This is a genomic window from Bdellovibrio bacteriovorus, assembly GCF_041888015.1.
Taxonomy (GTDB): Bacteria; Bdellovibrionota; Bdellovibrionia; order Bdellovibrionales; family Bdellovibrionaceae; genus Bdellovibrio.
Genome location: NZ_CP168968.1, coordinates 147,212 through 161,839, shown reverse-complemented (window position 1 = coordinate 161,839; position 14,628 = coordinate 147,212). Strand labels below are relative to the sequence as shown.

The following is a 14,628-nucleotide window of genomic DNA, read 5'->3' as shown; positions in this document are numbered from 1 at the left end:
AGCTTTATCCTTTTGTCGTCTTCACAGTAAGAGTGCCTGGCTGCCAGGACTCCGGCTTGAAGGCCTTTACCGAATTGGGCACTCCGTTTTCATTTGGGAAGTAAACCCGTTGCAGATGCTTTTCTCTTCCCAGCTTATAAGCCAGTTCACACAACTCATCACGAGCCTGCAAAGAGGTGTACTGAACATGCTCCACCCAAAGAGTCTGCGTCTGCCCATCCAAAAACAACAAGGGCTGAGCAATGAAGTATCCCATCAGTTTGCCGGTGTCCTGCTCCAGCGCCAGAAAGCTCCAGCCTAACGCGATATAATGATTCAGGGCTTCGACGCGGAACTTCGAATTCCAGCCGGCCATCATTCTTTCCATTTCATCTGGATAAGTTTCGGCAAGTTTCTTATTTTCCAGATCCAAAATTTGCTGCAAATCTTCTGACTGAATCACTCGACAATAAAGGCTCATGCCCTCAGGTCTCCTTGTCATTTTTCATTTAATATTTCATACTAAGAGCCTATGAAATACAAAGATTATTCCACCGACACTTGGAAGCGCATAAATACGACACTGGACCTCGTTCTGAAAGAAGATTCTGCACCTGTGGCTGCTTTTGATGCGGATGGAACTCTGTGGGATACCGATTTGGGTGAAACTTTCTTCCATCACCAAATCGACAATCAGTTGGTAAACCTTCCCTCAGAACCCTGGGAACACTATCAGTCCATGAAGGCCGAAGACCCGGCCAAAGCTTACCTTTGGCTAGCTCAGATTTGTCAGGGGCAAAAGCTAGAGCAGATTCACAGCTGGGCTATCGAAGCCGTCAAAGGACATTTCCCTCTTCCCGTTTTCACAGAACAAAAAAAATTGATTGATCTGTTCTTGTCCAAAGGGGTGCGCATTTATGTTGTCACAGCCTCTGTCAAATGGGCCGTTGAACCCGGCGCGGAAATGCTGGGCCTGAAGAAAGAAGATGTCATCGGAATTGAAACCCTCATTGAAGGCGGCGTGATCACCGAAAAACAAAAAGGCCTTATCACCTATCGCCAAGGAAAAGTGGATGCCCTTTTGGAAAGAACTGCGGGCAAAAAACCTTTCTTCGCTTCTGGAAATACCATGGGTGACTTCCAGTTACTTCAAGCTGCCACACATCTCAGCCTTGCGGTCAGCGCCGCTTCACGAGATGACAAGCTCTTTAAAACGGAAAAAGAACTACAAGAGAACGCAGAAAAGTTTGCGTGGCTTTCCCACAGATTCATCTAACAAAGGTTCTAAGACTGACCCCACTGTCGGTGGATAATTGCGTATAAATCTCATATTTATTGATGGGCTTTAACTTCTTGCACTAGCCTTTGTAAGGAGGCACTGGTGCTAAATGTTGAAGCCGACTTTCTATTAAACGAACTTTTCTTTTCCAAAACCGACTTCAAGGGACTGATTCAAACCGGCAACAAGGTCTTCCTCAGAGTCGCTGAATATCAGGAAAAAGAGATTTGGCGCCGCCCTCACAACATCATCCGCCACCCCGATATGCCTCGATGTGTCTTTAAGGTTTTTTGGGATTTCCTTAAGGAAAACCGCCCCATTTGCGCCTATGTAAAAAACCTCAGTAAAAGTGGACGCTTCTATTGGGTTTTTGCCATGGCCTTTCCCATGGGGGACGGCTACCTATCCATCCGTTTAAAACCCAGCACCGCCCTGCTTTGCGAAATCCAAACGGTTTACGCCGACATCCTGATGAAAGAGCAAGCTGGAACCTCTATGGAGGACGTCACCGCGGACCTGCTACAAGCTCTGCACGAAAAAGGGTTTTCCTCCTATGAAGAATTCATGAATCAGGCCCTTCTGGCAGAAATGAAATCTCGGGATCATCTGCTCACTCTGGCAGAAGAAAATCTGACACCATCTATCGCCACCAAAAGTGGACTTCTGGAAGGACTTCTTTTGGCTTCCCGGTCCTGTACAGATACTGCCCGCAATGCCTTTCGCATCGCCGACCAATTAAATGAACGAACACACGCTTTAAAAACCAAATCTCATGAAATTGACGAAATCTGCCGGGAAGTGCAGATGGTCACGACGAACTTGACGATTTCGGCAGCGAAGCTGGGCGAGGCCGGAAAACCATTGGGAGTCGTTTCAAATAATCTGGAAAAGCTTGCCGCCGATATCCTTAGCAATTCTCTGGATTTTGAAAAGACATTCGCCTCTTTCAATCAAGCGGCCTCTGCGATGTATCTGGCTATTGGTATTTCCCGCTTCCAGATTGAAATGATGAATCATCTTATTGAGGAAACCCTGACCCGGGACAATGAACACAGCTCCATCAGCGACGAGCAGGAACAACAGTTGATACAAAACTGTGAGCTGCTGAAGCAATTGATTTCCTCAAACTTCGCAACCGTACTTAGTACAGCCAAAGATCTGACCAAAGAAAATAAATCCCTGATCCGCTCTATCAGTATGCTGTCCAAAGTGACTGCCGGAATGGATGTCATTTGTGTCGTTGGAAAAATTGAAATGTCATGGGTGAAGGAGCTGTCCTCATCGCTGGACGCCCTTTTAGGGGACATGGAGGATCTGACAGAAAGCTTTAAAAAGATCCTGCGCTCGATAGAAGGTGAAAGCAAATGGGGCCTGGGCCGCTCCAATGAATTGAGAGAGCAACTGTCGGCGATCTCGCAAAGCCTGCGCAAAGTCGATCGCGCTATTACTGCATAAAAAAAGCCCTCTTCTTCAAGAGGGCTTTTTCAATTTAGGCCTTACCAACAACCTTTTCAATGTCCGCAATTTCTTTCGGAACCGATGAGGTCATGTTCTCTGAACCTGAGGATGTCACACGCAGATTGTCCTCAATACGAATACCGATACCACGGTATTTCTGAGGAGCTGATGCGTCGTCTGCAGGGATGTAAATACCTGGCTCGATAGTGAAGCACATGTTGGCTTCGATCGGACGAGGCTCGCCTTTTTTGAAGTAAAGGCCCGCATCATGCACATCCATGCCCAACCAGTGCCCGATGCCATGTGGATAATACTTCTTTTGTGCCAGCGCCTGGATCAAATCATCCTTGCGACCGGACAGAAGACCCAGATCCAGCATGACATCCATCAAAAGCGACGTTCCCATATCATGCAATTCTTTGAAGACAATACCCGGCTTCACAAAGTCACAGATCTGCTTTTGAACTTTCAAAACACCTTCATAGACACGGGCCTGTTCATCCGTGAACTTTCCATTCACCGGATAAGTGCGCGTGATATCGCCAGTGTAGTAATTAAACTCCGCCCCAGCGTCGATCAAAAGAAGATCGCCGTCCTGACAGACCTGATCGTTGAAATTATAGTGCAACGTGGTCGCCGCATTCCCGGAAGCCACGATATAGTTGTACCCTTCGCGTGCAGAACCTCTCATGTAGAAGTTATGCGCAAGCACCCCTTGAACCTGACGTTCAGTTACACCCGGACGAGTAAAGCGCATCGCCGCCAAGTGGGCCTGAGCAGAAATCTCACAAGCCTCACGAAGCTGAGTCAGCTCGTACTCGGATTTCACCAAACGCATTTCACCCAGCAACGTGTCGGCATCGTGAATCGTCAAAAGACCATTCCCCATGCGGCCTTGCAACGCCTTTACGCTTTCAAGAACGTCCTGCATCTTGTGATCCATCTCTGGATTCTTGTATTGGCGGTAATAAACACGGTCCACTTCTTTTAAAAGCTGTGGCGCCACTTTGCTGAACTCATCAATGGGGTACGCTTTATCCACTTTGAACTCGCGCTCGCAGCCTTCCGGTCCATAGCGGAAACCATCCCAGGTTTCTCTCTCTACATCGCGGCGACGTACGAACATCACCGTTTCAGGATTCAATCCCGGACGATATACCAAAACAGATTCCGGCTCTTCCCAACCCGTCAGATAGAAAAGGTTGGAATCCTGTCGATAAGGGAAATGGCAATCATGGTTACGAATATACTCTGGATGAGAAGTCACCACCAAAGCAGCTCCAGGGATCTGCTCTCCGGCTTTTTTTCTTCTCTCAGAAAAAATGTTCATGTCATACGTGGGTTTTCTGCTCATAAATATCTCCTAAAGACCCCATTTACGCGTGAGACTTTTCAACTGCTTCGCCGCGGAGTCCGCGCCTTTGTTCATGATCTCACGACGTTTCTCAAAATCCATAATACCATAACTGGACGTATCAAGTGAAATGACCGTATCAACTCCCGGTAAAGGCTTATTATACAGTCCCGCCACTTCACTCCATAATACGTTGTCAGTTGCCTGGGCATCCAGCGTGAATGGCTTCGCTCCCCCCGGTGCCTGCAGAACATTGACTAGCACGATGTAATTGGCCCCTTTTTGGCGCAAATAGTTCGCCAAAGAGGTGATGTCACGAATACCCGCAACGCTGTTCTGATAAGGTTTAAAGAACGGTGGGTATGCCATGCACAGATACATCAATTGGTCGATGCTTCCCCGGTTCATCAGGTAAACCTGATTCTTCTTCAAATTATAAGACGGACACGCAAACGGAACTTTAAAGTCCTCGACCTTGGCGCGATTGAACGCCACGCTTACGAAATCCTTAAGCACCGTCACGTCGTTATTCTTGTTCACGCCACCCAACAAAGACTTCTTCAAAACCTCTTCGTCTTTCAGCTTGAACATCTGCCATTCAACGTCGTTCGCCAGTTCCTTATTCGCATATAAGGCCGCCATCGGGGATGCAAACTCCACCCCGCCGATCGCATACACCGGAACCTTGGCCCTTTGCAGTTCATGCAGGAATCCAATATGAGCATATGTTTTTGCGCCACCGCCGCCAAGAATCACACCGATCTTCGGCATTGTCGGAATCACCGGCGCCGGAGGAGGCGGCGGAGTCATCTCTGTCACTTCTTCTTCATCAGATTCGATAGGCGGAGGCGTTCCAATATTTTCGCGCTCTTGAGGGCGCTGCTGCTGCGGTGAAGTACCCGGACGAGTGTGGGGGGTGGACGGCGTTGTGCCCTTGCGAATATCATCGCGGGTTTTGATACTTTGACAGCTTGCAAGAAAGAGACACAAAACCAGCCAGCTAGATTTTTTTTGCATAAATGAAGAACTCATTATTTCCGTCCTTTCCCTGAATCGGAGATGGGAAGTAGTCGAGAACCCTAAATCCATTTTCAGAACAAAGAGTTTTTATTCTGGTCTCGACCTCTGCATACAAAGAAACATCTTTGACTATACCCCCCTTTGAAAGGCCGTCAACGCCGACCTCAAATTGGGGCTTCACCAGACTTAAAAGACAGCCTTCGGTCTTAAGAAAGCCTGCCAGCTCCGGCACAATTAAAGAGATTGAAATAAACGAAACGTCCATCACCACCAGATCAAACTTTTCTGGCGGAGTGGCTTTTTGAACTTGTTCATCCTTGGAAAGATTGCGGGCATTGATTCCTTCAATCACCTGTAATCGAGAATCCTTCAAAAGCTGCGAATGCACCTGACCATGCCCTACATCAACGCCCAGCACTTGCAAGGCCCCTTGCTGCAACAAACAGTCTGTGAAACCGCCCGTAGAAATTCCCACATCCAGCACCTTCAAGCCTTCAGGAGATTTCCGAACATGTGCCAACGCACCTTCCAGTTTCAGTCCCCCACGGGAAACAAAACGATTGGCTGGCCCGGCTTCCACTGCAATCAGCCCCTCTTGTGCGGCTGTCACCGCATAGCTGGACTTCTTTAATATCTTTTTTTGAGATTGTTCAGAAAGATAGACCTGGCCTGCTTCGATCAGTTCCTGCGCATGAGTGCGCGACTGCGCCAGACCCTTTTCGACAAGATAAAGATCCAAGCGCACTTTTTCTGACATAAGACTACACCTGACGATTTTGATTGAAGCTAATAAGGAATTCCAACATCGGCGCATCGGCAGACACCTTACGAAGTTCCGCCAACGTGGAAGTACTGATCTCTTGCAGATAGGCTTTGGTTCCTTCCAGACCCAAAATACCCGTGAAGCTGCGCAAATCCTGTCCTTTTTCACCATGATCCAAAACATCGTCAGCCACTTGGAAGGCCAATCCCAAACCTTCTCCGAATTTCTTCAAACTTTCGATGTCCGTTGGTTTGGCTCCTGCAATCACGGCAGCCCCTTCCACAGAGACACGAATCAAAGCACCTGTTTTCAGACGGTGCAGATGAGTGAGTTCTTCCAAGGACATTTGTTTGTCGCCAGCACGCAGATCAATGGCCTGCCCGCCGACCATGCCGCGAATTCCCGCCGCAGAAGACAAGAGACGACTTAGTTGCGCCACCAGGAAGCTGTTGTCGCCATAACCTTCAGCGATCAACATAAAGGCCTCTGTCAAAAGAGCATCCCCGGCCAACAAGGCAAAGTCCTCACCAAAAACCTTGTGATTGGTCGGCTTGCCTCGGCGCATGTCATCGTTATCCATGCATGGCAGATCATCATGAATCAAAGAATAGGTATGAATCAGTTCCACCGCGGCTGCGAACGGAAGAATTTTTTCTTTGCTGGAACCAAAAAGTTCGCCCACCAACAAAGACAAAACAGGACGGAAACGTTTGCCACCATTGGTGGCGGAGTAAAGCATGGACTTGCGCAATTCAGCGATGGCCGCTCCTTGAGGAAGCTCCATTTCAGACAGGTACTTTTCCACAAACTGATTTACAGCCTCTGTGCGTGCCGCAATTTCTTGTTCAATCTGAATTGCCAAATCCAAAGTTAGTTCTCCTCAGGAGTGAAATCAGACGTCACCGGCTGACCATCAGCGCCCACAGACATCAGAAGCTTCACTTTGGATTCAGCTTCATTCAAACGCTGATGACACTCGCGGGAAAGCTTTACGCCTTCTTCAAAAAGTTTCAGTGATTCTTCCAAGGCCAGGTCGCCTTTTTCCATTTTCTGAACGATCTCTTCCAGACGTCCCAGTTTTTTCTCGAAATCCATTTATTCCCCTTTCACGCTGTCAACAACAGCGGTCAGTGAGCCCTGCGCCAGACGGATATCCAAAAGGTCACCCTTTTTCACCTGGTCAGACGATTTAATAACAATATTTTCCTTAGTCACGATGGAGTAGCCTCTTTCCACCACTTTAAGTGGACTCAGACTGTCGAGCATTCCCATCACTTTGCCCATGCGGGCTTTCTTACGCTCGATAGAAAACAGCAATGCCTTTTCCGTGCGTGCTTTCAGATATTCCAGATCTTTCTTCTTTTCGCTGATCAGGTCTTGCGGACTTCCCAGCTTTTCAGTCAGAAGCTCCACCTTGTGATGGCGTTCCGCCAGGCGACGGTTCATCGCAAATTCCAGACGATTCAAAAGATCATCATTGCGAAGCTCCAGATCCTGCAGACGGCGCTGTGGATCCACCAGGCGCTTGGAAAGGCCCGTCATCTTTTCACGCAGATACTTCATCTTCTTTTCAAAAGACAGCTTCAGCATGCGCTCCAAAGAAACCACCTTATTGGCCAGCTCTCCAGAACTTTTCGCCACCAGCTCTGCCGCCGCCGAAGGTGTCGGTGCTCGCAGATCTGCAACAAAGTCAGCAATAGTAAAATCAATTTCGTGGCCCACAGCCGAGATCACCGGAATCGGGCTGGCTGCAATCAAACGCGCAAGCTTTTCATCGTTGAAACACCACATGTCTTCAATCGAACCGCCACCACGACCGACAATCACCACATCCACACCGGGAAGAGCCGTGGCCTTTTTGAAGGCTTCACAAATCTGTGGTGCTGCGGCCTCACCTTGCACAATCGTCGGCACTACCGTGACCTGGATTGATTTCGCACGACGAGATAGAACATTTAAAATATCGCGGATGGCTGCCCCGGTCGGGGACGTCACAATCGCAATGTGGCGAGGGAATGTCGGGATGGGTCTTTTCTTGGTGGCTTCAAAAAGTCCTTCAGACTTCAGCTTCATTTTGAGCTGCTCGAAAGCTTTTTGCAAAGCCCCTGCACCCACCGGCTCCATCATCTCGCACATCAGCTGGTAATTTCCGCGAGGCTCATACACAGTGATGCGACCACGCACGATCACTTCCATGCCGTCCGTCGGTTTGAACTTCAAACGTGCATTGTGGCCACGGAACATCACGGCCGTAATCTGGGATTTGGAATCTTTAAGACTGAAATAGAAATGGCCCGATGTATGAGCCTTGAAGTTGGAAATCTCCCCCTTCACCCACACCGTCCCGATCTGACCTTCCAGAAGTTGCTTTACATAGATATTCAGCTGTTCGACAGAGAGCACGGAAGGTTCATTACTTTTCGTCAATAAATCCGCAGCACCCATACTGGTTTGGGCGGAAATATCTGTTTTGCGAAAAGCTTGATTGGGAGTGTCCGACATGGGAGCAGAGGCTAATGCCCTCCTCTGCCAGTGTCAATACTTCGGGAGTCAATACATGGAGAGTCCCGCAAGGTCTAAAGAGATGAGTACCAAACATTCTGAACGGACCACAGTCCGCCGACAAAAAAGCAGATCCACGCCAGGGATTTATGCTTTGTGATATTGGCGTAGGCCTGCCCCAGGCGCTCTTGCCCGATCCTTGCCAGGACGGGGTTCTCCAACACAACAACCATCAGGAGTCCATAGAAAAAAACCACAAATGGAAAAATAAAATCGAGCTTTTCTGGCGTCATAAGCAATTTATCGGTAGCTTTGCCAGAAAGTAAGAGTCCGGTTTGATTGACGACTTTAAAAGACCTGCTAGAATAGTCTTCAGAAGGGTTCGACGGCGTAAAGCTCATCGAAAATAAACCTTACAAGCATATTTTTGGGAACTGTCCCTGACAATGGTGAGCAAGCTCAGCTCGTACTGAGAAGCCTAAAGTTGTTATCATGGTCACCCACCTTAGCTAAAACAGGTTTACTTTTTCAGAGTGGCCTTCGAGCCTTTTTTTATTTGTCTCAAATCAAGACAGTCCTGCAAAAAACTTCTCCACTTTCTTAATAATTTACTCTGAGAAATCAGGGCTCTTATCGTTCAGGCTCTGCCCCGTAAGTCCGATAAGTTCCTTATGATTTTGAGCCGGACGTTGGCCGCTATTCTAGGCGGTTGTTGTATATTTCTTTCTGGTTGTGGCAATGGCAGTGGCTTTGAGGGCCGCGACGATTCTGCGTCATCGGACCCCGCTTCCAATGAACCACCTTATTATGGCAAAGCTACTGAAATTGACAGCGCACAGGCCGTGACCGTGACCGCCCCTGCGATCTTCCGTTATCGTGGCCTGAATTTTAGTCCCGGCGCCAGCACAAACGGCCTGACGGCTGTTGTGAACGAAGGAATGCCCATCGCCTTTGCGGAGTTCCACATTTATGATGCCGCTGGTACGCGTATTCAACAGGGCGAAACCACCACAGATGGCCTGGCTGTTTTCAAAATTCCCAAAGCCGAAGGCACTTACACTTTGAAAGTGTTCTCTCGCGCACAGAATGCCTATCTGAATATCAGTGTTCTCAGTGACCTCTATGCCAATACTCCGCACTTCGCGGCACGCAGCTTCACTGTTACAGCCACTGATATTACAAATGGCACGAAGAATCTGACCTCGACTCCGGTCATTGCAGAAGCCGACGAAAATCTTTATCCGGGCATTGAAGGCGGCGCCTTCAATATCATGTACAACATCCTGCTAGCGAACGAGTACATCCGTCGCAACATCAATAAAAATATCTTGGAAAGCGGCATCCCTTCCACAGATCCCAACAAATGGTGGGTCGCCGACAAAGTCACGGTTTACTGGAAAGCCGGATTCAATCCTTACTCCTATTTCGGCTCCAGTTCGCCGCTGTCTTTTTATTCTCCCGGCGATCGCAAGCTCTTTATTTTGGGTGGAGTCAACGGTGACGTAAAATCCTCCGACACCGATCACTTTGACGATTCTGTCATTCTGCATGAATACGGTCACTTCCTCGAGGATGTTTATGGCAACTCGGCATCCCCAGGAGGCTCACACAACGGAAACTTTGTGATCGATGCCCGCTTGGCCTGGAGTGAAGGTTGGGCCAACTATCTGCAGGCCGCCGTCCTTACAGGAGCCGATGCTGCAAGTCTTGGCACAAGTGAAAGCCGCGTTCCTGATGAGGTTCGCTATCACTACTACGTTGATACCTACGGGTATAAAGGCAACCCTAAATCAGGCATCAGCATTTCATTCAATCTTTGGGACAATGGCGAAAAAGCCTCCATGGACAGAACCAACAATGACCTCGCCGGAACCGGAACCTTCCGCGAAGTCTCCGTATCTCGCAGTCTTTACAAAGCCACCCGCGAGGTCGCCGCCGAATATGACTCCACCGACACCTCCAAAACCGGCGCGGGGATCGGCTTCGTCGATATCTGGAAGACCTTCGCAGGTGAAGACACCAATGGCCACAGAAAGAACAACAAAAATCCTGTTGCCGCCAGTTTGGTGAACACCAGCAAATACCCGGTTCCCAATGTGGGGTTGTTTAACTATCTGCTTGCCAGCAATATCGCCTCTAATACCAAGTGGAACAACATCCTGGCGGAAGAAAAACAAACCAAGACCACGCAAGACTATGCCTACTATGTTTCTGCAACAGGCGGAAGCTGCCCGGCAACATTCACGGTGGGAACGCCTGAAGCCAGTCTGGGAGGCCTTGTGCGATCCCACCAGCAGGTGAACAACGACTTCTATCTGTTCTACTATGACGGCAGCGGCGGCAACATTGCCATGAGCTTCACCAGCAGCAAACTGAATCTGGATCTGATTCTTTACAAAAAAGACTATGTCTATTTTGAAGATGCCCACTGGTACGCGGGCTACTCGTCCCCCTATATCGTCAAACAAAGCCGCTCCGGAACCAATACAACAGAAACGGTTTCACTCAGCGGTTTGGCGGCGGGCTACTATATCATCAACGTGAAAATCAACGCCTACAACAAAGACAGCTATCAGATGAATGCACCAGCCACTTACACGCTGACAAGAAATGGAGTCGCCCTATGCGGAGCCGAAAGATAATTTTCTCGACCGCTTTTATGCTAGTGGCTCTGGGAGCCTCTCTCTATTCTTTTTCTGGCAACTCTGAAGAGCGCAGCCCCGCTGCCGCCACAAAGCCTTCCTGGAAGCCTCTTCCCATCGGAAAACATCTGGCCACCTTCCATGTGGAACTCAAGACCGAGAATGAGATCCCTGACGACGGTGATGATGAAGTGAATCTGGTCGCCCGCATTCTGGTGAACCAGGATCTGCAAAGTGACTTCAACTATTCTTGGAGTTTACCGGAAGGCGTCTCTGTCGTAGATGGCGAGGTGGCGGACTCTTTACCCAATGTAAAATCCGGGCAGGTTGTGGAGCTGAAGCTGACTGTTGTCGGCTTCTCAAAAGAAAAGCAAAAGATGATTTCTTTGGGGGTGAAAGCCCAGGCTGGCAACGAGGTCTTCGGAAATTCAGCGGTGATTGTCAGTCGCTCCGAAGACACCCTGGAATCCGGAGCCCCAGAGCTAAGACGATCTGCCGAAGCCCAGCTGGGAACTGAAACCTTCAAGCGTCGCAGAAAATAAAAAAGGACCCGCTTGGGTCCTTTTTCCATTACAGCGGAATCACTTCGATCGTCGGATTGAATTGATCTCGCAAGATCCCTTCAATAGCCATCAAAGTTCCGGATGTAGCACTTGGGCAGGTACCGCAGGCACCTTGATAGAAGACATAAAGCTTATTGTCTTCATACTTCACCACATCCAAGTCCCCACCATCACCCTGCAGGCCCGGACGGACTGTGTGATCCAGGATTTCTTCAATCTGCTGCACTTCTGGCGATAGACTTGCACGACGCAATTTCTTTTCGTCCATCTGAGTCTGATTAGGATTATGAGCTGGCATCCTTGTTTGGATCACCGAGCAGACATTCTTTTGAATCTCTTCCGGGTCCGCATCGAAGTTGTGTGTGATCGTGATCACGTTCTGGAAGAAGTGCACCTGACGAACACCCTCGACTTGGAACAAAGCCGACGCCAACAGGCTTTGATCGGCTTCTTTCGCATCGGCATAAGTCGCCTTGCCTTCAGTCAGGACAGCACGGTCCAACACAAATTTCCATGCGTTGGGGTTTGGAGTAGCTTGAATACGGATGAGTACATCTTGGGTGCTCATAACAACATCTCCCGGGCCTTCACCACGGCTTTTACTAAAGCATCAATATCTTCATGATTATTATACACTGAGAACGAAGCGCGAACCGTGCCTGGGACACCCAAACGAGCCATCAAAGGCTGAGTACAGTGGTGACCAGCACGAACTGCAACACCTTCCTGATCCAGAATCTGAGCCACATCGGAATGATGAGCGCCCTTCAGATTAAACGACAGGATGGCCCCTTTATTCGCGGCTGTTCCGAAAATTTTCACATCTGGAATCGCCAGCAGTCTTTCAGTTGCAGACTTCAGAATTTCCATTTCATAAGCATGGATCTTGTCCAGACCGATCTTTTCCACGAAATCCAAAGCGGAATGCAAACCCACGGCCCCTTCCACATGCGGTGTTCCCGCTTCAAAGCGAATGGGAACATCATTGAAAGTGGTTTTTTCAATAGTGACCTTGGAAATCATGCTGCCGCCACCTTGATACGGAGGCATCTGATCCAAAATATCTTTTTTGCCATAAACAGCACCGAAGCCGAAGGGACCAAACAGCTTGTGAGCTGAGAACACAAAGAAGTCACAGTCCATATCCTGAACGTTCACCGGAAGCTGAGACACGATCTGCGCCCCATCCACCAAAACCTTTGCACCCACTTCATGCGCCAGACGAGTCAAAAGCTTCACATCTGTGTTTGTACCCAGCACGTTGGAGGATGCTGTGAAAGCAACCATCTTTGTCTTGGAAGAAAGCTTGCTCTTGAAATCTTCAAGGTTCAGCTCTCCATTGTCGTGAATGTCGGCCGCGACAACTTTGGCACCGACTTTTTCCGCCACCATCTGCCAAGGCACGATGTTCCCGTGATGTTCCATCACAGTGATCAGAATTTCGTCCCCAGCCTTCAGGTTCGTCAAGCCCCAGGAATTGGCAACCAAGTTCACACCTTCGGTGGTTCCACGCACGAAGATGATCTCTTCGGACTGAGCAGCACCGATGAACTGCGCCACCTTCTGGCGAGCAGCCTCAAAATGCCCCGTCGCCACATCACCAAGGTAATGCGCTCCACGGTGCACATTGGAGGTCTCATAAGAATAAAAATGAGAAATACGATCAATCACGGACTGGGGCTTCAAGGTTGTTGCCCCGCTGTCCAGATAAACCAACTTCTTGCCATGAACCATCTGGGTCAAAGCAGGAAACTGGCTGCGAACATTTGAAAATAACTCTTCTAAATTGCCCATAACACTTACCGATTCAGGCTGAGGTGACTGAACGCCTCATCCAAATGGCGAGACAACCAAGTCTGGATGTTCTCGTCGGAAATTTTATAAATCACTTCAGAAAGGAAACCATAACTTAACATTGGAATCGCTTTTTCTTTCGCAATCGCACGGGACTGCAAATAGAAAAGCTCCTCGCGATTTAACTGACCCACGGTCGATCCGTGCGCCGCCTTCACGTCGTCAGCATAGATCTCAAGACAAGGCTTGCTGTCAGCTTCGGCTTTGGTGCTCAAAAGCAGGTTGTTGTTCAACTGAGCGGAGTTGGCTTTCTGTGCGCCTTTTTCAATCAGCACCTTGCCGCAGAAGACGGCTTTGGATTCGCCATCCAAAATACCTTTGTACAGTTGATTGGTATTGCACTCGCCCACATGGTGATCAATCAAAGATGTGTTATCCACATGCTGAGAACCACGAACAGCGTAAACGCCCAAAATTTCGGAATTGGATCCATGTCCATTCAGCACGACATCCAGGGAATGACGGGACAAAGCCGCCCCTGTCGCCAAGGCCAGACTTTCCAGATTCGCGTTCTTCTCAACCACAATGCGCGTGCGACCGATGTTGAAAGCTTTTTCACTTTCCGCCTGCACACGCACATAGGTGACCTTCGCACTGTCTGCAAGATGCAAATCGAAAACGGAGTTCACAAAATAAATTGCATCCTGAAGACCGTAGTGACTTTCAAGAACCTTCACAGAGGATCTTGCCCCCACTTCCAAACTCACGCGCGGGTGAACCATCAGGTTGGCCCCGCCTTCATTGGAGGTGAAGAAGACGAAATTCACAGGCTTTTCCACAGACGTTTCTTTCGCTACGGAAACTTCCAGGGCCTTGGTCAAATAAGCGCCGTTCAACGCATCAAAGGCATCGTCAAACTGATCAGGGTACTGATGGGTCTCATTCAGCACCACTCCAGTTGGAAGTTCTGCCGACAATGTCTTATTCAAAATACCATTGAAGAAAACCACATTGGTAAAATCAGGATTCAGGCGCGCTTTGATCTGAAGCAGAGTTTCATGGCTGGGCTCAAAAGAGCTTGTCGCTGAAGCAAAGGCGCCTTCACTGATCGCTTTCACGCTGGTGTAGTGCCAGTCTTCGTCTTTACGTGTAGGCAAACCCTTGTTCAGAGCATAGTCATAACCCGCCTGACGGAAGGTGGCCAAGGCCCCTTTCGCCGGATGTGCCTGACTAAATCTGTCGTAAGTTGATAGTAAGTTCATAGTTTTTATTCC

Annotated in this window: 15 protein-coding genes and 1 other RNA gene; 5 read left to right on the top strand and 11 right to left on the bottom strand. The window is 49.0% G+C overall.

Annotated elements, in window-relative coordinates:
• Positions 1–4: 4 nt before the first annotated feature.
• Positions 5–460 (bottom strand): hypothetical protein, encoded by a 456-nt coding sequence (locus tag ACES2G_RS00850; protein WP_347358018.1) that lies wholly within the window; start codon positions 458–460, stop codon positions 5–7.
• Between the two features lie 51 nt (positions 461–511).
• Between ACES2G_RS00850 and ACES2G_RS00845 the strand changes: the two genes are divergently transcribed.
• Both ACES2G_RS00845 and ACES2G_RS00840 read left to right on the top strand, forming a co-directional pair.
• Positions 512–1,255, top strand: coding sequence for an HAD-IB family phosphatase (locus tag ACES2G_RS00845; protein WP_347358017.1), 744 nt, complete (start codon positions 512–514; stop codon positions 1,253–1,255).
• 105 nt (positions 1,256–1,360) lie between these two features.
• On the top strand, positions 1,361–2,713 hold the full coding sequence (locus ACES2G_RS00840; protein WP_374001026.1) for a PAS domain-containing protein: 1,353 nt from the start codon (positions 1,361–1,363) through the stop codon (positions 2,711–2,713).
• Between the two features lie 34 nt (positions 2,714–2,747).
• Here the strand turns inward: ACES2G_RS00840 and ACES2G_RS00835 are convergent, their stop codons facing one another.
• From ACES2G_RS00835 to ACES2G_RS00805, 7 genes are all read right to left on the bottom strand, one after another.
• Positions 2,748–4,070: an aminopeptidase P family protein gene (locus ACES2G_RS00835; RefSeq protein WP_347358015.1), complete on the bottom strand. Its 1,323-nt coding sequence runs from the start codon at positions 4,068–4,070 to the stop codon at positions 2,748–2,750.
• A 9-nt stretch (positions 4,071–4,079) separates the two neighbouring features.
• A complete protein-coding gene (locus ACES2G_RS00830; protein ID WP_374001025.1) occupies positions 4,080–5,087 on the bottom strand; it encodes a patatin-like phospholipase family protein in 1,008 nt (335 codons plus the stop codon).
• Positions 5,071–5,847, bottom strand: a complete 777-nt coding sequence (locus ACES2G_RS00825) for a TlyA family RNA methyltransferase (RefSeq protein ID WP_347358013.1) — start codon at positions 5,845–5,847, stop codon at positions 5,071–5,073. Before ACES2G_RS00825 ends, ACES2G_RS00830 begins: the two co-directional genes overlap by 17 nt.
• A 4-nt stretch (positions 5,848–5,851) precedes the next feature.
• Entirely contained in the window at positions 5,852–6,721 is an 870-nt protein-coding gene (locus tag ACES2G_RS00820; RefSeq protein ID WP_347358012.1) for a polyprenyl synthetase family protein, read from the bottom strand.
• A gap of 2 nt (positions 6,722–6,723) precedes the next feature.
• A complete protein-coding gene (locus tag ACES2G_RS00815; RefSeq protein WP_262554824.1) occupies positions 6,724–6,948 on the bottom strand; it encodes an exodeoxyribonuclease VII small subunit in 225 nt (74 codons plus the stop codon).
• A complete protein-coding gene (gene xseA / locus ACES2G_RS00810; RefSeq protein WP_347358011.1) occupies positions 6,949–8,355 on the bottom strand; it encodes an exodeoxyribonuclease VII large subunit in 1,407 nt (468 codons plus the stop codon). It lies immediately after the preceding gene.
• A gap of 74 nt (positions 8,356–8,429) precedes the next feature.
• Positions 8,430–8,588 (bottom strand): hypothetical protein, encoded by a 159-nt coding sequence (locus ACES2G_RS00805; protein ID WP_347358010.1) that lies wholly within the window; start codon positions 8,586–8,588, stop codon positions 8,430–8,432.
• Between the two features lie 141 nt (positions 8,589–8,729).
• Here ACES2G_RS00805 and ssrS point away from each other — a divergent pair.
• The 3 genes from ssrS to ACES2G_RS00790 all read left to right on the top strand — a co-directional run bounded on the left by ssrS (position 8,730) and on the right by ACES2G_RS00790 (position 11,539).
• A non-coding RNA gene (gene ssrS / locus ACES2G_RS00800) (6S RNA) lies at positions 8,730–8,908 on the top strand.
• Between the two features lie 118 nt (positions 8,909–9,026).
• Complete coding sequence (locus ACES2G_RS00795; protein WP_374001024.1) at positions 9,027–10,997, top strand: hypothetical protein; 1,971 nt, start codon at positions 9,027–9,029, stop codon at positions 10,995–10,997.
• Positions 10,979–11,539, top strand: coding sequence for a hypothetical protein (locus ACES2G_RS00790; protein WP_374001023.1), 561 nt, complete (start codon positions 10,979–10,981; stop codon positions 11,537–11,539). Before ACES2G_RS00795 ends, ACES2G_RS00790 begins: the two co-directional genes overlap by 19 nt.
• A gap of 28 nt (positions 11,540–11,567) precedes the next feature.
• Here ACES2G_RS00790 and ACES2G_RS00785 read toward each other — a convergent pair whose 3' ends face one another.
• Genes ACES2G_RS00785 through sufD form a run of 3 tightly spaced genes read right to left on the bottom strand, consistent with a single transcriptional unit; the run spans position 11,568 to position 14,616 of the window.
• Entirely contained in the window at positions 11,568–12,128 is a 561-nt protein-coding gene (locus tag ACES2G_RS00785; protein ID WP_374001022.1) for a NifU family protein, read from the bottom strand.
• Positions 12,125–13,354 (bottom strand): aminotransferase class V-fold PLP-dependent enzyme, encoded by a 1,230-nt coding sequence (locus ACES2G_RS00780; RefSeq protein WP_374001021.1) that lies wholly within the window; start codon positions 13,352–13,354, stop codon positions 12,125–12,127. Before ACES2G_RS00780 ends, ACES2G_RS00785 begins: the two co-directional genes overlap by 4 nt.
• A gap of 5 nt (positions 13,355–13,359) precedes the next feature.
• The gene (gene sufD, locus ACES2G_RS00775; RefSeq protein WP_347359288.1) at positions 13,360–14,616 is read right to left on the bottom strand and encodes a Fe-S cluster assembly protein SufD; all 1,257 of its coding nucleotides are present in this window, start codon (positions 14,614–14,616) and stop codon (positions 13,360–13,362) included.
• Between the last annotated feature and the right edge of the window lie 12 nt (positions 14,617–14,628).